17 protein-coding genes are annotated in these 24,051 nt (G+C 59.1%); 10 read left to right on the plus strand and 7 right to left on the minus strand.

What is annotated here, in order from left to right; translation table 11 throughout:
• Positions 1-18: 18 nt before the first annotated feature.
• Together O3648_RS05955 and O3648_RS05960 are read right to left on the minus strand one after the other, a co-directional pair.
• Positions 19-4,005, minus strand: coding sequence for a S8 family serine peptidase (locus O3648_RS05955; RefSeq protein WP_371569063.1), 3,987 nt, complete (start codon positions 4,003-4,005; stop codon positions 19-21).
• Positions 4,006-4,251: 246 nt separating this feature from the next.
• Positions 4,252-8,280 carry a S8 family serine peptidase gene (locus tag O3648_RS05960; protein ID WP_371569066.1) on the minus strand — a complete coding sequence of 1,343 codons (4,029 nt, stop codon included), beginning with the start codon at positions 8,278-8,280 and terminating at the stop codon, positions 4,252-4,254.
• Positions 8,281-9,217: 937 nt separating this feature from the next.
• Here O3648_RS05960 and O3648_RS05965 point away from each other — a divergent pair.
• The 3 genes from O3648_RS05965 to O3648_RS05975 all read left to right on the plus strand — a co-directional run bounded on the left by O3648_RS05965 (position 9,218) and on the right by O3648_RS05975 (position 12,415).
• Entirely contained in the window at positions 9,218-9,679 is a 462-nt protein-coding gene (locus O3648_RS05965; protein WP_279741518.1) for a DUF4870 domain-containing protein, read from the plus strand.
• Between the two features lie 236 nt (positions 9,680-9,915).
• Positions 9,916-11,208, plus strand: a complete 1,293-nt coding sequence (locus O3648_RS05970) for an adenylosuccinate synthase (protein ID WP_279741516.1) — start codon at positions 9,916-9,918, stop codon at positions 11,206-11,208.
• 169 nt (positions 11,209-11,377) lie between these two features.
• The gene (locus O3648_RS05975; protein WP_279754973.1) at positions 11,378-12,415 is read left to right on the plus strand and encodes a magnesium and cobalt transport protein CorA; all 1,038 of its coding nucleotides are present in this window, start codon (positions 11,378-11,380) and stop codon (positions 12,413-12,415) included.
• 37 nt (positions 12,416-12,452) lie between these two features.
• Here the strand turns inward: O3648_RS05975 and O3648_RS05980 are convergent, their stop codons facing one another.
• On the minus strand, positions 12,453-13,136 hold the full coding sequence (locus O3648_RS05980; RefSeq protein ID WP_279741512.1) for an integrase: 684 nt from the start codon (positions 13,134-13,136) through the stop codon (positions 12,453-12,455).
• 391 nt (positions 13,137-13,527) lie between these two features.
• Between O3648_RS05980 and O3648_RS05985 the strand changes: the two genes are divergently transcribed.
• A complete protein-coding gene (locus O3648_RS05985) occupies positions 13,528-14,448 on the plus strand; it encodes a YwqG family protein (RefSeq protein ID WP_371569069.1) in 921 nt (306 codons plus the stop codon).
• A gap of 137 nt (positions 14,449-14,585) precedes the next feature.
• Here O3648_RS05985 and O3648_RS05990 read toward each other — a convergent pair whose 3' ends face one another.
• Positions 14,586-16,187 carry an ATP-binding protein gene (locus tag O3648_RS05990; protein ID WP_371569071.1) on the minus strand — a complete coding sequence of 534 codons (1,602 nt, stop codon included), beginning with the start codon at positions 16,185-16,187 and terminating at the stop codon, positions 14,586-14,588.
• A gap of 376 nt (positions 16,188-16,563) precedes the next feature.
• Here O3648_RS05990 and O3648_RS05995 point away from each other — a divergent pair, with 376 nt between their 5' ends.
• The 5 genes from O3648_RS05995 (at position 16,564) to O3648_RS06015 (ending at position 21,252) form a co-directional block, all read left to right on the plus strand.
• Complete coding sequence (locus O3648_RS05995) at positions 16,564-18,006, plus strand: O-acetylhomoserine aminocarboxypropyltransferase/cysteine synthase (protein WP_279741506.1); 1,443 nt, start codon at positions 16,564-16,566, stop codon at positions 18,004-18,006.
• Positions 18,006-18,512 carry a CoA-binding protein gene (locus tag O3648_RS06000; protein ID WP_279741505.1) on the plus strand — a complete coding sequence of 169 codons (507 nt, stop codon included), beginning with the start codon at positions 18,006-18,008 and terminating at the stop codon, positions 18,510-18,512. Before O3648_RS05995 ends, O3648_RS06000 begins: the two co-directional genes overlap by 1 nt.
• Before the next feature lie 482 nt (positions 18,513-18,994).
• Positions 18,995-19,813 carry a transporter substrate-binding domain-containing protein gene (locus O3648_RS06005; RefSeq protein ID WP_371569074.1) on the plus strand — a complete coding sequence of 273 codons (819 nt, stop codon included), beginning with the start codon at positions 18,995-18,997 and terminating at the stop codon, positions 19,811-19,813.
• Positions 19,814-19,835: 22 nt separating this feature from the next.
• A complete protein-coding gene (locus tag O3648_RS06010) occupies positions 19,836-20,510 on the plus strand; it encodes an amino acid ABC transporter permease (protein WP_012904266.1) in 675 nt (224 codons plus the stop codon).
• Positions 20,503-21,252: an amino acid ABC transporter ATP-binding protein gene (locus O3648_RS06015; protein WP_279741500.1), complete on the plus strand. Its 750-nt coding sequence runs from the start codon at positions 20,503-20,505 to the stop codon at positions 21,250-21,252. The genes O3648_RS06010 and O3648_RS06015 overlap by 8 nt, the downstream gene beginning before the upstream one ends.
• Before the next feature lie 93 nt (positions 21,253-21,345).
• Here the strand turns inward: O3648_RS06015 and O3648_RS06020 are convergent, their stop codons facing one another.
• The 3 genes from O3648_RS06020 to O3648_RS06030 all read right to left on the minus strand — a co-directional run bounded on the left by O3648_RS06020 (position 21,346) and on the right by O3648_RS06030 (position 23,541).
• The gene (locus O3648_RS06020; RefSeq protein ID WP_371569077.1) at positions 21,346-22,137 is read right to left on the minus strand and encodes a trimeric intracellular cation channel family protein; all 792 of its coding nucleotides are present in this window, start codon (positions 22,135-22,137) and stop codon (positions 21,346-21,348) included.
• A gap of 288 nt (positions 22,138-22,425) precedes the next feature.
• Positions 22,426-22,956 (minus strand): carboxymuconolactone decarboxylase family protein, encoded by a 531-nt coding sequence (locus O3648_RS06025; protein WP_279741498.1) that lies wholly within the window; start codon positions 22,954-22,956, stop codon positions 22,426-22,428.
• Positions 22,957-22,959: 3 nt separating this feature from the next.
• Positions 22,960-23,541 (minus strand): peroxiredoxin, encoded by a 582-nt coding sequence (locus O3648_RS06030; RefSeq protein WP_279741496.1) that lies wholly within the window; start codon positions 23,539-23,541, stop codon positions 22,960-22,962.
• A gap of 250 nt (positions 23,542-23,791) precedes the next feature.
• Between O3648_RS06030 and O3648_RS06035 the strand changes: the two genes are divergently transcribed.
• Positions 23,792-24,051 (plus strand): GNAT family N-acetyltransferase (locus tag O3648_RS06035; RefSeq protein ID WP_371569080.1); only part of this gene is annotated, 260 nt, incomplete at its 3' end.

The following is a 24,051-nucleotide window of genomic DNA, read 5'->3' on the forward strand; positions in this document are numbered from 1 at the left end:
GGTAGAACCTTATAAACCCTAGATTTCGGGGCTTTCCTTCAGCACACCCGTGCTGTAGCGGTACACGAACGCCGCCATAGCGTCGCGGTGCACCGGCTCCACAGGACGGAACGAACCATCGGGCCAACCGGTGGTCACGCCCTGCTCAGCCAGCCACGAAATCTCGCGGTAGAACTGCTTGTCGGTCGGAACGTCTGTGAAACGAGCCTGCGCGGGGGCAGTGTACTCGGGTGAACCTGCGTAACGGTAGAAGAACGCCGCCATCGCGTCACGGTTCACCGACGCCTCCGGACGGTACGTACCATCAGGCCAACCGGTGGTGATGCCCTGAGCCTTCATCCACTCAATCTCCTTGTAGTAGGGGTGGTTGAGCGGAACATCCGAGAAGCTCGGGGTGGACGGTGCGGTGTACTGCGGCGAGCCGCTCATACGGTAGAAGTACGCAGACATGGTTGCACGGTCCATGTTGTTCAGCGGGCGGAAGGTGCCGTCCTGGTAGCCGCGGTCAATCTGACGGGCAGCAATCCACGTGATCTCACGGTAGAACTGGTTGTCCTTCGGAACGTCGGTGAAGCGTGCATCGTGGATGGTGCGAGCCACCTTCACGACCTGCGCACGGTCGCCAGCGGCAATACCGTTAGCGGTCTTACGGCCGCTCAGGTCACCGGTCGCGTTGTGCATGTGCAGGAACAGAGCCTGACGCTCCTTGTTGTTGTTCTTGCGGTGAACGGTCAGCTGGCCGCCGTCACGATCCACGAACAGGCCGGGCACGCCCGACTCCTCACCGGTGAACCAAACACCGGGGTTGAAGGGGGAGTATTCGATAGCCGAGGTGGTGTCAACGTAGGGGTTGCCATCGTTGTACCAGGTGTCGGTCTGCACCGTGTACTTGATGGTCTGCGCCTTCTCAGCAGTCAGGCCCAGGTCCTTCAGCGGCACACCCAGAATCATGGTGTTGGTGTCCATGGTGTTGGTGTCGGTGTCGCCCCAGGCACTGTTCAACGGGTAGCGAGCCACCACGGTGGATGCGTTACCGGAGATGGACCAGACCTTCACCAGCGGGTAGTCCAGACCCTTCTCGCGGGTCACCTCCAGAACGTAATCTGCGGTGGAGTCGTTGTTCGTATCAATCTGCACCTGCACCTGACGGCCCCAGTGCATAGTGTCCCAAGTACCCCAGGTCGAAATACCGAAGAATAGAGAACCATCGTTCGGGTTCTTGCCGGCAGCCTTCAACGCCGGAGCGTCCGAGACAGCGCCCACATACTGCAGGTCAACAGCCTGGTTCGACGGCAGCTTCAGCTGACCGGACGGAATACGGTCGCTAACCGCACCCAGCTCAAACGCACCAAGCAGCGAACGGTAACCGCCCTGGTTCAGAGTCGTACCGCGCAGAGTCACCGTGGACTCCTTATCTGGAGTGCCCTTGTAATCAATACGGGACGCATCAACACGCATCGCGGAGACAGGCTTCGGCGCCACGTGAATCGACTGGCGAATCGCCTCACGGCCATTCTCCGAGAAAATCAGGCGACCAGAAGCGCTCGCAATGTACTGGCGCTTACCAGCAGCCAGAGTCTGACCGGTCGTCCAGTCCTGAGCGACCTGGTCCGCGCTCATCGCCGGGTCCATGGTCTTCTCCAACTTAGACGGGTCAATACGCACGGTCACGGTCACGTTCTTACGCTCTCCGGCACCCACGCTCACCTGCTGCGGGTAGGAGTACTCCACACCCGGGATGGTCGTACTTGCCTCGTAGTTCAGAGTGTAGGTGTGAGCCTGCGAATCGGTGTTGTCCAGAACGATTTCACGCTGAACAGTCTGAATACCCGAATCGGGGGTGTACTCCAGCACGCCAAACGCGGTCGAAACACGCTCGGGGGTCTTCGCGTCGTACGCGATAACCTTCGCGTCCACGGCGGCGCGAGCATTCACCATGCCCGTACCCACACGATCCACCGCATACTGCGCACCCTGCTCATTCTTGATCGGGGTGGACGCGCCGTTCATCAGCGCAGCCTTAACCATCTGCGGGTTGTAATCCTGATGCGCCTGCATCACCAGGGCGGCAATACCGGTAACATGCGGGGTTGCCATCGAAGTACCGGTGAAGGACACACCCTTAGCACCCGTACCCACAGCAGCAGACACAATCTCAGTACCCGGCGCCGCAAGGTCAGGCTTAATGAAGCCATCAGCACCGTGCTGACCGCGAGCACTCGAAGTGTTCAGGTCAAAAGCGTGCGAGTGAGGGCCACGGCCCGAAGCCTTGTAATCCAGGTTCATCTCAACGGTCACCGGACCGGCAACCAGAGCCTTCTCCAGGTCCTTCGTCGAAGAAGCAGTCAGACGCAGACCCGGAATGGTCGCATTACCGCCAATGCCGATGGTGTAACGCTCAGCCTTACCGGCCATCACAACACCTAGACCGCCAGCAGTCTGAACGTTATCGAAACGAACCTTCGAACCGCACGGGAACGACAAGTCGTCCTGATCCCAGTCGAAGTAAACCCACTTACCCTTCAGAGCCTTCGTCTCTTCAGCGGTGAAGGCCTCGCAAGCGTAACGGTTACGCTTCGGCGCGGCAACAACCTCGCCGCGCAGCTGATCAGCGGTAGCCTTCGAATAATTGAAGTTCACCGAATAATCACCCTGCAACCACTCCAAACCAGTCTTCGTGGTCACGCGGGCACGGTCAATCGGCTGAGTGGAGCCGTAGGCGTTCGCTACCGACAGTGCCGCAGCCGCATTCGCGGGGCTACCCGAATCAGAGTAGGTGTCACCCACACCGTTGTAGTTATTGGCGTTACCGGCAGCGGCCACAGTGAACACGCCCTGGCGCGCCATCGTATTAATCATGTACGACTCGGGGTCGTCAGCCGGGGCGAACTCGCCACCGAGAGACAGGTTCACAATGTCGGCGCGGTCAGAGAATTCACCGTCACCGTTCGGGTCCATGACGGTATCCAGTGCCTTCATCACAACACTCGAGTTACCGTAGCAACCGAACACGCGAATCGCCAGAATCTGAGCCTCAGGAGCAGTACCGGGGCCAATGGACATGCCCTTCAGCTGCTCCTCCGTCAGGTTCTTGTAATCGCCACGGTAAGTCGTACCGTTCGCCGTCACACCATAACCGGCGGCAGTACCCGCCACGTGGGTGCCGTGACCGCCAGAACCGAAACCATCCGGACGGCAATCCAGCGGGTTATTATCCGGCTGCGGAGTCGACTTCTCAGCCACCGACGCATTGTAGTCATCACCGACCAGGTCAATGCCGCCAATGAACTTATTACGATCAATCAGACCCGAATCAGCAGACGGAAGCTCCGTCATCGCCTTAGCCTTCAGGTACGAATCCACCGTACCGGGGCCACCAAAATCAGCGTGCGTATAGTCAACACCGGAGTCAACAACCGCAATCTTCACGCCCTTGCCCGTGTACCCCGTATTCTCACGAGTCCACGTAGCAAGAGTCTTCGTATCAATCTCGCTACCGGAGTTCATGCGCTCCTTCGCGATAATCGGCGAAATACGCTCCACATCCGGGCGCTCCGCCAACGCACGAATCTGCGCAGCATCACCAGTAATCGCCGCACCACGCATCGCATTATGCGTGGTGTACATCAGCTTAGAACCAGAAGCAGCCGCCACAGACTGAGCCTGCGACTGCACCTGGGCGGCAATAGCCTGCACCTGCGCCTGACGGTTCGCCGGCGCCTCCTTACGTGCCAGAACAGCCGAGGACTGGGTCTGCTCATACGCACCCTTGCCCTTGAACTGCACATACACAGTGATCTGGCCTTCAGCCTTCTGCAGGCCCGGGCTGATACGCGAGGCAGCGTTACCGGATGCGCTCGCAGTGCTTCCTTCGACCTGCTGGGGGCTCTGAGCGTGAGCTGCAGAGAAAGTGGCGGGAACACCGAGAGTAAGGGCAAGAGCCGCACTCAAACCGGTCGCACCGACAGCCTTCATTCTGCGGCGTGGCGCATGAGGCGTTGTCATGGAATCCTCCTTCGGATTTTCTGTTTTTCGCTGGATGCTGTGTGCTCTGTGGTTGTATATCGGTGATATGCGGAGGCGGCCCCACCGGCAGACGACGAGTGAGTGCGTCCGCCGGTGAAACCGCCACCAAAACTTGAGAGGGTCCGAGGTCTTCAACCCCGGAGCCTGCCGGTTCTGGGTATCCCTCCCACCCCATGCAGGGGGGTGGGAGGGAACCCGAACTGTTCGCTACCGGTTCACTACCGTCTAGCGGCCGGCCTGGTTAGCAACCTTCTCGGTGTAGCGGTAGATGAACGCCGCCATCGCATCGCGGGCAATGGGGGTTACCGGGCGGTAGGTACCGTCGGGCCAGCCGGTGCTGATGCCCTTCGAAGCCAGCCACGTGATTTCACGGTAGAACTGGTTATCGGTGGACACATCACTGAAGTGGCTGGTTGCGGGCAGGTCCACGTGCGGGGAACCCGCGGCACGGTAGAAGAACGCAGCCATGGCGTCACGGTTCACCGGTGCGGAGGGGCGGAACGTGCCGTCCGAATAGCCGGTGGTGATGCCCTGAGCCTTCATCCACTCAATCTCCTTGTAGAAGGGGTGCGTGGTGGGCACGTCCTTGAAGCTCGGAGTGGAGGGGGCAGTGAACTGCGGGGAACCCTGCATGCGGTAGAAGAACGCCGCCATTGCGCCACGTTCCACGGACTCCAGTGGGCGGTAGGTACCGTCCGGGTAGCCGGTGGTGATGCGACGCTGAGCCAACCAAGAGATCTCGGTGTAGAACTGGTCGGTGTTCTTCACATCGGTGAAGCGGGACGGAGTGATGTACTCGGTCTGCTGCTCCTTGATGTTCAGCACCTCGGCACGGTTGCCCTTAGCGCTGTTGGTGCCGGAGAGGTCGCCAGTGCCGTTGTGCAGGTGCAGCAGCAGCGCCTTGGCAGGTGCGCCGGATTCGCCGAGCGCGGGGATTGCGTCAGCGGAGCGGTGCGCCGTCAGGGTGGTGGTGGGGGCATCCGGGTGGAGGCCAGCCACGGTGGAGGAGTCGTCGCCGCTGAACCACAGCTTGGGACTGAAGGGGCGGTACTTGATCCAGCCGGTTTCGCTGACGTTACCCCACTCGTACTGGGTGGTTGCGCTGACTCGGTACTGGATGTCCGGGTTGTTTGCGCTGGTCAGGCCCAGGTCCTTGAGAGGTGCACCCATGATGAGGGTGTTGGTGTCCATCATGTTGGTGTCCACATCACCCCAGGCGCCGTTGAGCGGATAGTGGGCGAGCTCGACGAGGCTACCGTTCTTGTAGCCGTAGAGGCGCACCAGCGGGTAGTCCAGGCCCTTAGCACGGTCGGTGACCAGCTTGTAGTCGGCGCGGTTGTTGCCGTCAGTGTCGATTTCTACGGTGAAGGTGTTCTCGTAGGAGACAACATCCCAGTTCGCCCAGGTGGAGATACCGAAGCGCAGGGTGCCGTCATCAGCGTTGCCGCCGGCCGCCTTCAGTGCGGGCGCATCCGAGGAAGCACCGACATACTGCAGGTTCGCCTTAACGTTGCTGTTCAGCGATAGGGAGGTGGGAGCCACACGGTCCACGCTCGCACCGTACTCGAAAGCGCCAAGCAGGGAGCGGTAGCCGCCCTGGTTGACCTCGGTGCCGCGCAGCGAAATCTGGGACTTGGTCCAGCCGGTGTCTGCCTTCTGTGCCTCGTCGCTGGAGGGCTTCTGGGTGAAGGTGACGGTGTTTTCAGCAGCGTGCATGGTGCTCACGGGCTTGGGTGCCACGTGGATGGGCAGGCGCAATGCCTTGGTGCCGTCTTCAGTGAGGACGAGTCGGCCGGAGGCGCTCGCAATGTACTGACGGTACTGTGCGGGTACGGTTTCGTTGCCAGTGTAGTAGTCAGTTGCGTTCTGGGTTACGTCCATTGCCGGATCGCGGGTCTTCTCCAGCTTGGCCGGGTCGATGCGTACGGTGACTTCGAGCTTCTTAGTCTCACCGGGTGCAAGGGTGACCGCGGAGGGGAAGGAATATTCCACACCGGGAATATTAGTGCTTTCAGCGTAGGATAGGGCGTAGGTGTGCGCCACGGAGTCAGTGTTCTCGACCGTCACCTCGCGGGTGAGGGTCTGAACGCCTGCATCCGGTGCGTACTCGAGCACGCCGAAACTCAGGGACACGGTACCGCTCTTGTCAGCGTTGTAGACGAGGGACTTCGACTGCACGGCAGCGAGGGTGTCGACTCGTCCAGCACCCACACGATCCACCGCGTATGCGGCACCGGGTTCGGTGCGCACATCGTGGGTGGCGGTATTCATGAGGGCGGACTTGACCTGTGCGGGGGTGTAGGTTGGGTGGCTCTGCATGACCAGGGCGGCGGAGCCGGTCACGTAGGGGGCCGCCATGGAGGTGCCGCTGAAGGTCACGGAGTTGCTACCGGTTGCTACCGCCGCGGAGGTGATGTACGAGCCGGGTGCCGCAATGTCGGGCTTGGTGTAGCCGTAGCTACCGTGGAAGCCGCGGGCACTCATGGGGTTCAGCTGATCCAGCTTGCCGGTGTCTACGCGCAGGGAGGACTTCAGCTCGTTGCCGAGGCGCACGGTCAGGGGCTTACCTGCCGCTTCTGCTGCGGTAATCTGTGCCCGCAGGTCCTTAGCGGCGGATGCTGCCAGGCGGAAACCGGGCAGGGTCTCGTTGCCGGCAATACCCAGACCGGGTTCTTCGTCATGGCCTGCAAGCAGTACGCCCTTGGCGCCTGCGGCCTGCAGGTTGTCGAAGCGCACCTTGGAGCCGCAGGTGAGGTTACCGTCGGCTTCTGCCCAGTCGATGAGCACCCACTTGCCCTTTACAGCTGCCGCTTCAGTAGCGCTGAGAGCGTTGCAGGCGTAGCGGTTGTTCTCGGAGATTGCGGTGACTTCACCGGTGAAATCCTTGCTACCTGCCTGTGCCCAGGGGTAGGAGGCGCTGTAGTCGCCGCGTACCTTGCGGGTGGTGCCGGTGGCGGGGTCGGTCAGCTCTGCCGCATCGACGGCGCGGGTGGAGCCGTAGGCGTTGGCCACGGTGATTGCGCTGGCTGCGGTGGCGGGGTGACCGGAGTTGGAGTAGGTGTCACCGCGCAGGCTGTAGTCGTTGGCGTTACCCGCGGAGATCACGGAGAGAACGCCGGCGCGGGTGAGCGCGTCAACGGCGTAGGCTTCGGGGTCGTCCTGCGGGGAGAACTCGCCGCCGAGGGACATGTTGACCACGTTCACGCGGTCGGAGAAGTCGCCGTCACCGTTGGGGTCGAGGGCACGGTCGAGCGCCTCGATAACGACGTTGGTGCTGCCGCTGCAACCGAAGACGCGGAAGGCGTAGATTTCAGCGTCGGGGGCGACGCCGGGGCCGATTTTCATTGCCTTGAGTTGCTCTGCGGTGAGCTTGCTGTAGTCGCCGGTAAAGGTGCTGCCGTCGGCGTTTACGCCGTAGCCTGCCGCCGTGCCAGCCACGTGGGTGCCGTGGCCGCCGGTGGTGCAGTCGAGCGGGTTGCCGTCGGGAACGGCGGTGTTGCTACCGTCGTAGTTGTCACCGACGAGGTCGTAGCCACCAGCAACCTTGGTGCGGTTGATGAGGCCGGAGTCTGCGGAGGGCAGCTCGGTGAGCTTGGATGCCTTCTCGTAGTCTTCGAGCTTGCCGCTACCACCGAAATCGGTGTGGGTGTAGTCGATACCGGAGTCGATGACGGCGATCTTTACGCCCTTGCCGGTGTATCCGCCCGCTCCGGCGGAGTTGGTGGTGCCGGTCCAGGTGGCGAGGGAGCCTGCGTCAATGGCGGCGCCCGCGTTCTGGCGGTACTTGGGCAGGATGGGCGAGATTTTCTCCACGTCGGAGCGGTTGGCGAGCGCCTTGATGGACTCGGCGTCACCGCGCACTGCCACGCCACGTACTGCGTTGTGGGTGGTGTAGAGAACCTGGGCGCCGGACTGGTTGCTGACCTGCTGTGCCTGGCTCTGCACCTGGGAGGCGATGGCCTGCACCTGCGAGCTTTGGTTGACGGGTGCCTGCGTGCCGGTGCGTACGCCTGCGGGCTGGGTCTGTTCAAAGGCGCCCTTACCTTTGAATCGGACGAAGGCGGTGACGGTGCCGCTGGCGCTCTTCATGCTTTTGCTGAGTACCTGCTTGGTGGCGTCGGGGTCTTCCGCGGCGTGGGCGGTGGTGCCCAGTGCTGCGAGGGGGCTCAGTGCCATGCTGAGGGTGAGTAGCCCACTGCCGATTCGGTGTCGATGCGACCAGCCGTGGGGGTTTGGGGAGGCGGTGTGTTTCACGGTGCTCCTTTGCTTGGCTCCCGGGGTGTTTCTGGGAGGCTTGTGTGTTTTTCTGGTGAGTTCTAGCTGAACTTGAACACGCTAGATGTGAACTAGGATACACTCCAAAGTGGCTTGTGAAGCGTTTATTACTTCTAAATACATCAAATTGTGGACATATTCGTCAGCACGGTCTTTCATATGGTTCACTTGCACTCAAATTCAGCTTCTTTTCAGATTTAGTTGTTATTGTTCAAACATCTATTGAACATCTATCACAAATGCTGGTGTGCGAGTGCACCCCGTCTGTGAGCCACACTTCGCATCGGTGTATTGACATTAATCAGCCGGTAATGAATTCTGGTGGTTCATCCGATTCGTCTCGGAAACTGTGCTTTTTGCCCTACTGATACTGAACCCGTTTGTGCTGGTTCCTTTGGTGAGCATGTTTGATGGTAGTGCCGGCATGTCGGTGCTGCTCTTCTTCATCACTATCGGTATATGATCACTTTTTGTGGTGCCAATCCTATGGATTGTGGGTATTGTTCAGGCGGCGAAGCGTAAGAACCGGTTGAGGGAACTCATCCAGAAAGCGGAGACGGGGTATGCCGAGTACTGGTACTACCTGGTGTACACCGCCGGCCGGATGGCTACGCGGACATCGAGGGATTCACAAAACAACAGAGTAGCCCCAGAACCGTATAACGACCTGCCCCTCCGCGCACGTAACACCGCGTGGAGGGGCAGAGGCGTCTTTTTCTTGTCATATTCGGGTTTCTTCGCCTGCTGTCCGGCGAGGGTTAATATTCCATTTACCTTGCCTTGATAGGGTGAAACCATCACGAGCGTTGCGACCAAGCAGAGCGAGGCGGGCACCCGCCGAAAACGGCGAGTTATTCTGCTGCCGCGCCTCAACGATTAGCTGTATCCACTCATCGATAGATTAAGGAAAAGAACGATGTCCCAGCACCCTGAACAGTACAACCAGTACTCCCAGCAGGCACCCTCCTACTCGCAGGCGCCGGGTCAGCCCAACGGTTACGTGGTTTCCTCCAAGGATGACCAGAACATGGCGATGCTCACACACCTGGCTTCTGCAATTCTGTCGCTACTGTCTTTTGCAACCGCAAGTATTCTCGCACCGCTGGTGATGTGGTTCATCTACAAGGACAAGCCTGGTTACGGTTTCACTAAGGAATCGGCACGTCGTGCGTTCAACTTCAACTTCTCCCTGTGGCTCATCAGCATGGCGTCCTGGGTGCTGATGGTGGTGACCTTCGGCATCCTGGGCATCATCCTGTGGGTTGTCCCGCTGGTTGTGTCTATCCTGATGGTTATCTTCCACAGCCTGGCTGCTCTAGCTGCAAACCGCGGTGAGCAGTACACCTACCCGATGACCTTCATCGAGATCCTCAAGTAGTCTTCACGGCTCATATCGGTAGCGCCCCCGTCTGAATATTGGATGGGGGCGTTGCCGTGCTCGGTGAAGCTCACCGGCACCGTATTCGGCATGCCTATCGACTCGTTACACGGGACTTAAAGGGGTGGGCACGGTATCATTAGAAGAGCTGTGCCTACCCGGATCATGAGGCGGTAGGTCGCCGCCGCGCCGTGAAATCCGGTGCGTATCTTCAAGGCTTTCAAGGAGCACAAAAAATGTCAGCTGTCGTGATTGTGGGCGCCCAGTGGGGCGATGAGGGTAAGGGCAAGGCAACCGACCTGCTCGGACCCCGCGTAGACTACGTGGTCAAGCCCAACGGCGGTAACAACGCCGGTCACACCGTGGTGGTGAACGGCCAGAAGTTTGAGCTGAAGCTGCTGCCCGCGGGTATCCTGAGCGATAACGCCGTCCCCGTGATTGGTAACGGCGTAGTTGTTAACCCTGAAGCTCTTTTCGCTGAGATTGACGGCCTTGAGGCTCGTGGCGCTGATACTTCCCGCCTGAAGATTTCCGCTAACGCACACCTGGTCGCACCCTACCACCAGACCATGGACAAGGTGACCGAGCGTTTCCTCGGCAAGCGTGCTATCGGCACCACTGGCCGCGGTATCGGCCCCGCCTACATGGATAAGGTTGGCCGCCTCGGCGTGCGTGTTCAGGACATCCTGGACGAGTCGATTCTGCGCCAGAAGGTTGAAGGTGCACTGCGCCAGAAGAACGAACTGCTGGTGAAGGTCTACAACCGCCGCCACGTTGAGGTCGATGAAATCGTCGAGTACTTCATGTCATACGCTGAGCGTCTGAAGCCGATGATTGTGGACACCACCCAGCTGCTGAACAAGGCACTGGACGAGGGTAAGACCCTGCTGATGGAGGGCGGCCAGGCAACCTTCCTGGACGTTGACCACGGCACCTACCCGTTCGTGACCTCCTCCAACCCGACCTCCGGCGGTGCATGCGTCGGTTCGGGCGTGGGCCCGACCCGCATCTCCCGCGTGATTGGTATTCAGAAGGCGTACACCACCCGCGTGGGTGCTGGTCCCTTCCCGACCGAGCTGTTCGATGAGATGGGCGAGTTCCTGCGAACCACCGGCGGCGAGTTCGGTGTGAACACTGGCCGCCCGCGTCGTTGCGGCTGGTACGATGCCGTGCTGGCGCGTCAGGCTGTGCGTATCAACGGCTTCACCGACCTGTTCATCACCAAGCTGGACGTCCTGACCGGCCTGGATAAGATCCCGGTTTGTGTGGCTTACGATGTTGACGGTGTGCGCCACGACGAGATGCCGATGACTCAGACTGACTTCCACCACGCTAAGCCGATTTTCGAGTACTACGACGGCTGGACCGAGAATATTTCGGATGCGAAGAGCCTGGATGAGCTGCCCGAGAATGCCCGTAAGTACGTGCTGAAGCTGGAAGAGATTTCCGGCTGCCGTATTTCTGCGATTGGTGTGGGCCCGGATCGTGATCAGACCATTGTGGTTCGCGACCTCATCAACGAAAACTAATCTAATAAGCTAAATACGTGAACCCCCGGAGGGTACCTTATTGGTGCCTTCCGGGGGCTTTTCGTATGCCGGGTGCACGCGCGGTACATGTGACCGGGTGGGGCGTGTGCCGTATGCTGGAAAGAGCGCCTCGCACACGTGGTGCAAAAGCGTTCAGAGGAGGACAACGATGACCTACATTACCGGAGCCATCTACCCCAGCGGAGACCGTATCCGCATAGGCGCACCCGAAGAAGAAACCCTCAACGCCTACCAGCAGCCTAACACCGCTGTCGCCCTCGGATACGCCAACCCCGACATCTACGAACTGTACGGCCTGCAAGAAACCTTCAATCTGCACGAACTCGCCATCGAAGATGCCGGACGAGGCCACCAGCGCGCCAAACTAGAACGATACGGCGACTCCCTCTTCACCGTCATCCGCCCCGCTATCTACCTCGACAAAGAAGAAGAAGTGCGCCTCAGCGAACTGCACCTCTTCACCGGCCCTCGCTACACCCTCGCACTCGTCCGCGACGAACAACGCAACAACCAGCGCATCAACGACCAGTTCAACCTGTTCTACGCCACCCCCGACGCATCCCCCGCTCGACTGCTGCACCGTATCCTCGACAGCACCGTCGACGGGTATGCACCCGTGCTGGACGGCCTCGAAAACGACAGTGACGAAATCGAAGACATCCTCTTCTCCACCAATGAGCGACGAGACGCCAACACCCTCGCCCAGCGCATCTACGAACTGCTCAACCAGGTTATCGACTTCCAGCGTGCCTGCCGACCCCTCGAATCCATGATTGGCCGTATCATCGAAGGCATGCGCACCGGTGCGCTCGACCCCTCACCCTACCCGGGCGCATCCGACGAAGAAAAGAATGAAGAAGCGGTTGAGCTCGCCCGGCAATTCCGCAACGTGCTCGACCACGTAACACAAACAAAAGAACGCCTTGAAGACCTTCGTAGCTCTCTCGAAAACGCTCTGCGCGTGCACGATACCCTGCTCGGTCAGCAGCAGAACGATGACACTAAGAAAATCTCCGCCTACGCGGCGCTGCTCATGGTGCCCACCATCGTTGGCTCGATCTACGGCATGAACTTTGAGGTCATGCCCGAACTCAAATGGCAGTTCGGCTACCCCGCCGCGCTGTTGCTCATGGTGGGTTCCTGTCTGCTCCTCTATTGGTTCTTCAAGAAGAATAAATGGCTCTGATATGTGTGTATGCCGGATATGACATACACGATATACCTTATGCGGCGCGGTCGTACTGGGCACGCATTGCGCGGCGGCAATCACGACGCTCACGCTTGAATTTCTTACACACAGCCTCCGAATCGGCAAACATGTAGAAGTCCTTCGGCTCAGCCGACAGACCCAAAGTCGACAGCTCAACCAGCGACAGCATCGCGTAGAACACCTTGTGGTGCAGCTCAAAATCGCAGGCCCCCGGAGCGGACTCCACCGCGAACACACCGCCAGTGCACTCCAGCACGCGCATCGCCCAGTGCTGAGTCCACAGGTCACCATTGACCGGGCTCACACCCAGGCGAGTCAACGCCAGGCCGGTACCCTGCACACGCTCAAAGCGCAGGCACATCTCCAGGTCCTTCTCCAGGGGGAACACGAACAGCAGAGCGTTCTGCGCCGCCGCACGTAGCTCAGCCAGGTTCGCCTCGTAACCGGAAGCGCCCTGAGTCAGGTGACGCATCACGCGGTCCATAGTCGAGGACACCGGCGCGGTGCGGAAGCACGAACCGTCAGCCACCAGCTGCTTCAGAACGCCGCGGAGCTCCTCCACGTTGAAACGCTCCATACGAACGATGGTGCCCGCCTGCATTAGCAGGTTGAACTCTGCATCACGGCACAGCTGCTCATCTGCGGTGCAGGAAATCTCTGCGTTTGCGTACTGGCTCTCGTGAGTGGTGTTTTCCATGACCGTTCCTTCCGTAGATGCTGAATTAACCTAGCGGCAACACCGCAGGAGACGGCGTGTCCGGTCGGAAGGATCGTCCCTTCCAACACCTACACTCTATGAGCGACCCCTGACACGATAAGCAGTTTTTAATCTACCCCGGGGTAAAACTGGGAAAATTCTGAAAAATTCTGAAACCGCCCGTAAAACACAGAAAACCGGGTGCTTTCCTATGCGGCCGGAATCGGCGCTTTCTGCACGCCATGCACCTGCTTTTTGCCCGCTGGATGCACTCGTGACCGGAATCGGTGCGTGCCCGCCCGAAATAGGGTCTAATGGGGGCAGAAAGGCGCAGCGGTATCGTTGCCCGCACCTTCCACACCGAATAATTCACCGACGAAACGAGCACATCATGCCGAAGAACAAGCCCTCAGAAGAGACCCTGGCGCAGGTACGCCGCGTCATCGACGCACTCAACGAGCGTGGCGCCCGCAAGCAGGCGATCCGTCTGAAGGTAACCCGCCCCGAAGCGCCGCTGCCGCAGACTGCTTCTAAATTTGGTGGCCGCCCGTACCTGCCCGCCGGCGAGTTGCCGCCGACCAATGAGAAGGGGGAGCCGCTGGGCATGATTGCGCAGATCAACTGCGCTGACCTGCCCGAAAACAATATCTACCCGGCGACCGGTCTGTTGCAGTTCTGGATTAACCCCAATGACGAAGAATGCCTGTGGGGTTACGACTACGAGAAGCCGCTCTCGCAGAAGAACCACCGCGTCGTCTACTACGAGACTCTGGATGAGCCGAACCCGGATGCTCCGTTCCCGAACGTTGACTGGGACGAGGGCGGCTGGCCTATTGGCGGTTTCGACTGTGAGAGCGGCCCGCTTGAGATTGAGTACGGCATGACCTTCGAGATGCGTGAGCAGGGTGTGACCGCCTCCGGCTATGACTACTACGATGTTTTTGGTGCGAAGTGGGATGAAACTTACCCGGATGAGTTGCTGCCCGAAGCACACGAGAACCCGTACAAGAACCAGGCACGCCGCGAAGCCCTCTACGAGCTGACGGAACCTTTTGAGTCGGAGGAAGAATACTCCCACGTGGGTGGCTACCCGTTCTTCGTGCAGAATGACCCGCGTGACGAGTTCAAGGAGTTGCGCGGCCACACGGTGAACCTGCTGACTATCGTCTCTGAATCGGAGAATGAAGAGAACGAAGACGAGGAGATTGAGATCATGTGGGGTGATGCTGGTTCGGCGAACTGGCTGATTACTCCGGAGGCACTTGCCGCCCGCGATTTCTCGCAGGTCGTCTTTGAGTGGGCTTGCGGCTAAAGCCCTGCCGCTAAGCCGGGGTTGCCTTCAACGCCGCCTCGGTTAGCTACTGACTCGGCTAGCTACGCACCAGGGGAGGGAAATAGAGAATATCCGCTCTATTTCCCTCCCCTTTATGTACCTTTTATCGGGCACGTCTAAGCAGCGCGATATTTACGGTTCTTACTACGCGGCGGAGCCGTCGGGACAATCAGCTTCGCATCCACAAGACCGCGCAGGTCATTCGTAATGGAAGTACGTGAAGCGCCCCGCCCCCAATGCTCCTGGATAAATGCCGCGGAAACCGCCTCGCCCTGTGCACGCAGACCGCGCACAATGCCGGCCTGGCGTTCACTGAGGCCGTCAAGCGACGCATAGGCCCCCGCCAGTTCGACGGTGTCGGCTGAATGTTTGTTTTCGGAAGGGGTTACTTGCTGAATCTTATCCTCAGGCGCGGTCTTCTGCTCCGTAGAAGACACACCCTGCGGAGGCTGCATCAGAGTGACCTGCACATAGAGTAGACGGTCAGCAAACTGGGGAGCGGGCAGACCCGCATCCTTCAGCGCTCGCAGAACCGTGGGAATACCGGAAGCCCTATTCTCTGCAATTAAACGCCCCGTACCCGGGTCGGGCAGATCAGTCAGAATGCTTGCCAAGTAGCTATTGCGGGTTGAAGAAACACCGGGCTGACCGAAATCTCGGATAGTTACAGCACCGTAAATACCACCCGGGCTACGCACCACCAGGCGGTTGGTGTAGAGCTCAACCTGCACCTGCGAGCCGCGCGCACCAGGGGAGTAGTCGCGGTGCATGAGGGCGTTGACCAGGAGCTCGCGGATAGCCTCCAGCGGATACTCGTAGCGCTCAACCCGCCCGATACCGCTGCTGTTGAGGCCCTCCATCGTGGATGTTTTGCGCATATTGCGAACCAGAACGCCCATAGCTTCATCCAACATGGAGGGGATAGGGCCGGTACAGCTGTGATTGTCCAGGAAACGTCGACCGTCCTCGGTGACCTCACCAAGCTCTTCACCGGGAAGAACAACAACGCTCATCATCAGCTGTGGGAAGAACGCCTGCGGGTATGAACCCATAGCGAGAAGCGCTCCAAGAGTGGGCACTTCTCGGCCCTGAGAATCGATGCGTAGAATGCGTGCCTGCAGAAGAACCTCACGGTCAGAAAGCGCCGCAAAAACACGAGGCTGCTCCTCGCGCAGGCGAGCGACATAGGCACTCACAAGGGTGGGGGAGAAGTCTTTGAAGCTTGCCTCACTAATCAGCTCCTCGTCATAGCGGGGCTGACTGCGGTTCTCTAGGAGGCGGTCAATCTCGTACTTAGTCAGGCGAATATCGGCCTCTCCAACACGCTGGTAGGAGCCGTTATACATGCCGTGTGCTTCGATGTAGTAGGGCTTCTGCGTCGGGTCGCCGGGGAGTACATCGATGCGCACGATACGGCGCTGGCCCTCTACTGGCTCAATGTGAATATCTGCCGGAGGTCGAGGCGTAATCTTGGAACGGATTGCCTCAACAGATGCATCATGGACTGCCTGTGCGTTGAAACCTTCAACCGGCTGTAGACCTTCTGCCGGGTCGGTGAGGCCGAGAAGAATGGTGCCACCGTCTCCATTAGCGAAGGCGCTAACGGTTTCAAGAACAGACTTGGGGAACCCGCCAGCTGCAGCTTTGACTTCTACCTGTCCGTTTTCAGCCTGGCTACAGCGTAGGTTTTCGATGAGTTCGGCGGTGTTTGTTTCCATGTATGCTCCCGATGGCTACTTCTTGGTGAACGTCATAGCAAGGTCATAACAGCATCATAACAAGACTTGTCATGATGTTGTTATGATCCTGCGATGATGTTGATATGATGCGGTATCTTCATCACTCTTAGAATCTTGAAAATCCCGGAAAAGCAGGCTAAAACTGGGTATTTTTATCGGTCTCATTGACCGCGCATCATATCAGCCGTCATAACAGAAGTTGTTATGACGGCTGATATGATGCCCCGTCATAATCCGCAATAAACGACATATAGGTACCCGCACTTGGTGCACCCCGCCGCCGGTGGCACAGTATAAAGTCGAGCCACTATCGACTCCCCGCACACAGGCGGGCAGATACACCAGGAGCAAACCAATGGCTGAACACACTTTCGGCTTCCGCACCCGCGCACTACACGCGGGCGGCACCCCCGACGCTGAACACGGTGCCCGCGCGGTCCCTATCTACCAGACCACCTCCTTCGTCTTCAAAGACGCTGACGACGCCGCGAACCTCTTCTCCCTGCAGAAGTACGGCAACATCTACTCCCGCCTATCGAACCCCACTGTCGCCGCGCTGGAGGAGCGCATCGCCTCCCTCGAAGGCGGTATCGGTGCGGTAGCAACCGCCTCCGGTATGGCTGCCGAGTTCATCACCTTCGCGGCTCTGTGTCAGCAGGGCGACCACATTGTTGCTTCTTCGCAGCTCTACGGCGGCACCGTCACCCAACTGGACGTGTCCCTGCGCCGCTTCGGCATTGAGACCACCTTCGTTCCCGGAACCGACCCCGCCGACTACAAGGCGGCACTGACCGAGAACACCAAGGCAATCTACACCGAAATCGTGGCGAACCCCTCCGGTGAGGTTGCCGACCTGGAAGGCCTCGCAGAGGTCGCACACGAGGCAGGCATCCCCCTGGTCGTGGACGCAACCCTGTCCACCCCCTACCTGATTCGCCCCATCGAGCACGGCGCGGACATCGTCATCCACTCGGTCACCAAGTTCCTGGGCGGTCACGGAACCACCCTCGGCGGTATCGTCGTCGAGTCCGGTCGCTTCAACTGGGGTAACGGCAATTTCCCGTCCATGACCGAGCCGGTTCCTTCCTACAATGGTGTGTCCTGGTGGGGTAACTTCGGTGAGTACGGCTTCCTCACTAAGCTGCGTTCTGAGCAGCTGCGTGACTTCGGTCCGTCGCTGAGCCCGCAGGCCGCGTTCAACCTACTGCAGGGTGTTGAGACCCTGCCGCAGCGCATGGATGCGCACCTGGCGAACGCTAAGCAGGTTGTCGCCTGGCTGGTTGAGGATCAGCGTATCGCCTACGTGAACTACGCTGGTCTGGAAGACCACCCGCACTATGAGCGCGGCAAGAAGCTGCTACCGCTGGGTGTCGGTTCCGTGTTCTCCTTCGGTGTCAAGGGCACCGAGAAGGCATCCGGCCGCCTGGTCGGTGGCGAGTTCATCGGCGCCCTGCAGCTGGCAAGCCATCTGGCGAATATTGGTGACTCCCGTACGTTGGTGCTGCACCCGGGTTCGACCACGCACCAGCAGCTGTCGCGTGAGCAGCTTGAAGCTGCTGGCGTCGGTGAGGACCTGATCCGTATCTCGGTGGGTCTGGAAGACGTTGAAGACATCATTTGGGACCTGGACCAGGCGCTAACCTACGCAACCGGTCTGAACCACGCCGGTGAGCGTGTTGGAGAATCCAGCGCAGACAAGATTGTGGTGGCTGAGGAAGCGGTTGCCGCTGCTAAGGCCGCCGAGGACGCTGCTGGCGCGTCCTGCTCCCTGCCTACTACCACTCAGGAGGAAAAGTAATGACTGAGAAGCGTACCTGGGTGGGTCCTTCCGCCCCTGAGCGTCTGAATATTCTGCGTAATACCCGCACGATTGCGATTGTGGGTATGAGCGATAAGATTTCGCGTGCTTCGTACTTTGTGGCGACGTACCTGCAGTCGGCGTCACCGTACAAGCTGTACTTTGTGAACCCGATTCTGGCGGCAAAGGGCAAGCTGGTTCTGGGTCAGCCTGTGTACCCGTCGCTGCAGGACTTGCCGGAGGTCCCGGATTTGGTGGAGATTTTCCGCCGTAATGAGGACCTGCCGGGTGTGGTTCAGGAGGCTGTGGATCTGGGTGTGAAGACCGTGTGGATGCAGCTGGGCTCCTGGAGCGAGGAGGCTGCCGCGATTGGTGAGGCTGCCGGCCTGAACGTGGTGATGGATAAGTGCGTGAAGATTGAGCATGCGCGTTTCCACGGTGGTCTGCACCTGGCTGGTTTTAACACGGGCGTGATTTCTTCGAAGCGTCAGGTGCTGTCGAAGTAAGCAGCCTGTGCTGTATAAGCCGCTGTAGCTTGTAATTACAAAAATTAGGTGCTTGTCAGTGCTTGAACGATAAGGGGCGTACCCGGGGTGATTCCCGGGCGCGCCCCTTATCTGTGCCCGGTGTAGTGCCCGGTGGAGCATCCGGTGTGTTGTGGGTGAGATTGAGGGCGTAGCATCGCCCCTTGTGGAGAGCAGTTCAGCTTTGAGGTAAACCTTACCTCTATGTTCTGGGGTGCTGAACCGGTATCCTAGTGTGGAGCCCGGCGGCCGGTACACAGCACACACGCGTACCGACCGCCGGGTTTTCCTCTCTCACAGATTGTGACGGAATGTTACGTTGAATTCTTTCCCACCGGGAATAGCTGTACGATAGCCAGCGTTGCACCCGCAGAGAGGGGCACACCGCATGATGCCCCCGGGTTACCGCAGGGCGACAACCCGCAACTACAAGAGCATCAACCACCACACGAAAGAAGAACAACATGTCCGCAATGATTAACCGCCGCACCGTCCTCGCAGGCTCCGCATTCACAGGCCTAGCTGCACTGCTCGCAGCGTGCGGCTCCAATGGCAGCAGCACCGCATCCAGTACCAACAAGCTGGAGGCTATCAAGTCTGCCGGAAAGATCCGTGTGGGCCTGGAGGGTACCTACCGCCCCTTCTCCTTCCACGACTCGAACGGCACCCTGGTCGGTTTCGAGAAGGAAATCATCGACCTGGTCGCTAAGGACCTGGGCGTCACCGCAGAGTTCACCGAAACCCCCTGGGATTCCCTGATCGCCGGCGTGGACGCTGACCGCTACGACATCGTCATCAACAACGTTTCTGCAACCGATGAGCGTAAGCAGAAGTATGACTTCTCCGTCCCCTACCTGTACTCCGAACCGAAGGTCGCGGTGAAGAAAGATTCTTCCCTGCTGAACGTGAACGAGATTTCCGGTCACTCCTCGGCGCAGTCTGAGACCTCGAACTTCCGCAAGATGGTGGAGGCGAAGGGCGCCTCAATCGTGGTTGTTTCCGGTTTTGATGAGGCTATCGAGCAGGTCCTCTCGGGCCGTGCAGAGATGACCGCGAACGACTCCGTGTCCTTCGCTGAGTACTTCAAGGAGCACCCGGACGCTAACCTGCGCCTGCTCTCCGGTGACCTGGGCACCGGCAGCAACTCCTCCATCCTGTTGCCTAAGGGTCAGGATGCCCTGCGTAACGCTATCGACGAGTCGCTGAAGAATCACCTGCAGAACGGTGACATCAAGGCGATTTACGAGAAGTACGTAGGCGAAGACCTCTCCCCGAAGAACTAATTAAAGGAGCTGAGTTCCGTTTATGGAACGCTACCTGAATCTTTGGGCTGAGTCCCTGCCCCAGCTGCTGGGTTCGACCCTGGCAGTGACCATTCCGCTGTCGCTGATTTCTTTCGCGGTGGCGCTGCTGGTGGGCATTGTGTCTGCGGGCGCGCGCACGAGCCGCTTCGCACCGGTGAACTGGCTGGCGTGGGTGTACATTTGGGTTTTCCGCGGTACCCCGCTGCTGGTGCAGCTGTTCATCGTCTTTTACGGCCTGCCGAAGGTCGGGATCGCCCTGGATGTGTGGAGTGCCGCAATCATCACGATGAGCCTACATACCGGTGCGTACGTGGCGGAGACCTTCCGTTCCGCGGTGGCGGCTATTCCGCGTGGCCAGTTCGAGGCGGCGGCAACCCTGAACTTCACCCGCATGCAGACCCTGCGCCACGTGGTCATTCCGCAGGCGGTGCGTATCGCTCTGCCGAACCTGGGCAACAACTTCATTGACCTGATTAAGGGCACCTCGCTGGTGTCGGTCATTTCGATGGTTGACCTGTTCCAGACCGGTAAGCAGATCGCGTCGCGTACCTTCGAGCCGCTGGCAATGTACTCCGAGGTCGCCATCATTTACCTGGTGATTTTCACTCTGCTGACCGCCGCGCAGTCGGCGCTGGAGAAGTACAGCAACCGTTACGTGAGGAGCAACAATGCTTAGCGTTGAATCCCTATCGAAGAGCTTCGGTGAGACGCAGGTGCTCAAGAACATTAGCCTGGATATCCCCGACGGTGAAACCACGGTTATTCTGGGCCCCTCCGGTAGCGGTAAGTCGACTCTGCTGCGTTGCCTGAACCTGCTGGAAACCCCGCAGTCTGGCACGCTCATCATTGACGGTGCGCAGGTGGACTACAGCCAGAAGCTCACCGACGTGCAGGTGCGTGATATTCGTTCCCGTTCGGCGATGGTGTTCCAGCAGTTCAACCTGTTCCCGAACTACACGGCGTTGAAGAACGTGGCGCTCGCCCCGACCCTCAACGGCACCCTGAGTGCTCAGGAGGCTCAGGAGCGTGCCCGCGAGCTGCTGGCGAAGGTGGGTCTTGCCGACAAGGTGGATTCCTACCCGGACGCCCTCTCTGGTGGCCAGCAGCAGCGTGTGGCGATTGCCCGCGCCCTGGCGCTGGAACCCTCCTACCTGCTCTTTGATGAGCCGACGAGTGCGTTGGATCCCGAGCTGGAGGCGGAGGTCATTCGCGTGCTGATGCAGCTGGCGAAGGAGGGTCGCTCCCTGGTTATCGTGACGCACAATATGGCGTTTGCGAAGAAGGTCGCGGACCGTATCGTGTTCCTGGAGAACGGTACCCTACGCTATAACGGTGAGCCGACCGGTTTCTTTGCTTCGGATGATGAGCGTATCTGTAAGTTCTTGACCGTGTATGACAGCACTGAGTACACGATTTAGTCATATAGTAAATGTGGGCTGGTTTCTGCTCATCAGATGATTATCTGATGAGCAGAAACCAGCCCACATTCTATATACAGCATATATTGGTTTTTACTCTGAAAGTCCCTTAGAGCGACGATACTCCTCAAGCTGCTCAGCATTAATCACCTCAAGCTGCTCAGTGAGTGGAGCACCGGGTGCCCAGCCCTCATTAGTAACGGTGCGGTCCTCCTGCTTACCAAAAGTGAAGAGACGCGGGCGAGGCACACGCAGCTCAGACGGGGTGGTCGGCAGCTGCCAATTCTTCGCGTAGGAGAGTACACCCAGTACCAAACACAGCAGAATGGATAGACCCATCGCCAGGTTCGGGCGATGGAATAGGCCAGTCACGAGGGCGGTCTCGGCGGCCCCCACAAACGCGACCGTCGCATACAGGGAGTTGCCACCAAAAATTGCCGGAATGCGGTTGACCATAATGTCACGGATAACGCCGCCGCCGACCGCGGTGGTCACACCCAGTGCAATAGCGGGCAGCCAGTGCAGACCCAGGTTCAGGGACTTAATGGTGCCAGTTGCCGCCCACGCACCCATACCGATGAAGTCGATGACGAGCATGGTTCGGGTTGCCCAGCGGGCACTCAAATCGATGCTGTACGCCAGAATTGAGGAGCCGATAGCGCCTACCCAGTAGCCGCCGTCGGTGAGTGCCACCGGCAGACCCGAGTTGAGTAGGATGTCACGGATCATACCGCCGCCCATACCGCAGGCGACTGCGAGCAGCAGGAAGCCCACAATGTCGAATCGGAAGGCGCGCGCCACAGCACCGCCGAGCAGGCCGTTGGCGACAACGGCGGCAATGTCGACGATGCGGAATACCTGGTCCGGGTCAAAGAGCTCGTGCATGGGCGTTCTCCTGCGTACGTGATACGTGTGCTGTGGGGTGCGGGTAAGGCGCGCACGGTGGGCGGGTCGGGTGACGACGTTATCACCGCATCCGGCTCTGTCTGCCTGTGCGCGTACCTGAAATGGCACCGATTTATTGTAGACCCGCCCCCGCCTCTGCTCCTAGTTAAGAGGCGCTTGTATCAAGGCTGTTTGAAGGCCGGGGCTTGAGGGCATAGCGGAAGCGGCGCATCCGACCCGTGATGGGTGGATGCGCCGCTTCTGTGTAAGCTCTAACGCTTAGTGGGTTTAGCCCAGTGCCTCAGCCAGCTGAATGCCCTGTGCCACGCCACCGAGGGTTGCAGCAATACGGATCAGGTCGTTGACCTGTTCCTTGGTTGCGCCCTCTTCGCGCAGGGTGTGCTCGTGAGCTTCAACGCAGTGGGAGCAGCCGTTGACTGCGGACACTGCCAGTGCGAACATCTCGAAGTCGAGCTTCTCAATGCCACCGTTCTTGCCGATGATCTGCATGCGCAGGTTTGCGCGCTGGTCATCGTATGCACCGTTCAGGAAGCCACGGGTGCGGTAGAAGATGTTGTTCATGCCCATGATGGTTGCAGCGCCCAGAGCAGCCTCGTAAGCGGTGTCGCTCAGGTGCTCCTTAGCCTCTGCAGCAATCTCAACAACAACAGAGTCAACCTTGGTTGCTGCTGCGGTTGCGAGGATTGCACCCCAGAGCTGCTGCTCGGACAGGGAGGTAATGCGGGGCAGAGAGGACAGGTTGAGGTTCATGTCCTTCGCGTAGGAAGGCAGAGCCGAACGCAGGTTATCGATGCTCATGGATTACTTCATCTCCTTGAATGCGTCGATGGTCTCTGCACCCTTCTTCCAGTTGCATGCGCACAGCTCGTCGGACTGCAGTGCGTCCAGCTGACGGAGCACCTCGTCGGTGTTACGGCCGACAGAGTCAGCGGTAATGGAGACCGACTGGATGGTGTTGTGGGGATCGATGATGAAGGTTGCGCGGTCTGCAACGCCGTCCTTGTTCAGGATGCCCAGTGCGCTAACCAGCTCACGCTTGAGGTCGGATGCCATGACGATGGGCAGGTCCACGAGCTCTTCGTGAGAGCGGCGCCATGCGTAGTGGGTGTACTCGTTATCAACGGAAACGCCGATCACCTGGGTGTCACGTGCCTCGAACTCGTCAGCAAGCTTGCCGAATGCAGCAATCTCGGTGGGGCAAACGAAGGTGAAGTCCTTCGGCCAGAAGAAGACGACGCGCCAGGTGTCTTCGTCCAGACCCTCGGAGGATACGGTGGTGAAGTAGTCTTCGGGGGCGTTTGCTTCGATGTCAGCGAGCTTACCCGGGACAACGCCGGTGAGCTCGTATTCGGGGAACTGGTCGCCGATGGTCAGAACTGCCATAGTGTTCTTCTTTCTGATTTGTGTCGCGCGACGAGAGTGCGTGGCGCTTGTTCTAATAGTGCCCAGTGAACGGGCCTGATAACTATTTTATTATGAATAATTCATAATAATCAAGTGGCCTTGGAATAAAACCCGAAGGTTTAACTATGATATGCATCACTGAATATTCCGGGGTATTCGAAAAGTTTCTACCCGTGCAAATTGCCAGGCGCAAATCCCACTTACAAACCCCAGGGGTTAAGCTCGAATCATGACCCCTGAACACAGTGACTTCTTAGAACACAGCGAATATGTAGAGCCTGGCCAACCCGAACTCATTACCGAACGCCTCACCCTGCGCCACCTGCGCGAGGCGGATATCCCCGACATCGTGGAATCCTGCCGCGATGAAGAAATCCTCCGCTACACCCGCATTCCCTTGAACTACACGCACGCCGACGCCGAGGACTACCTGCTCACCACTGCCCGCCAGATTGCCGTCGGACAGATTCAGCGTTGGGCGATTGACGC

Source organism: Rothia sp. 27098_8_161, from assembly GCF_041432905.1.
Lineage (GTDB): Bacteria > Actinomycetota > Actinomycetes > Actinomycetales > Micrococcaceae > Rothia.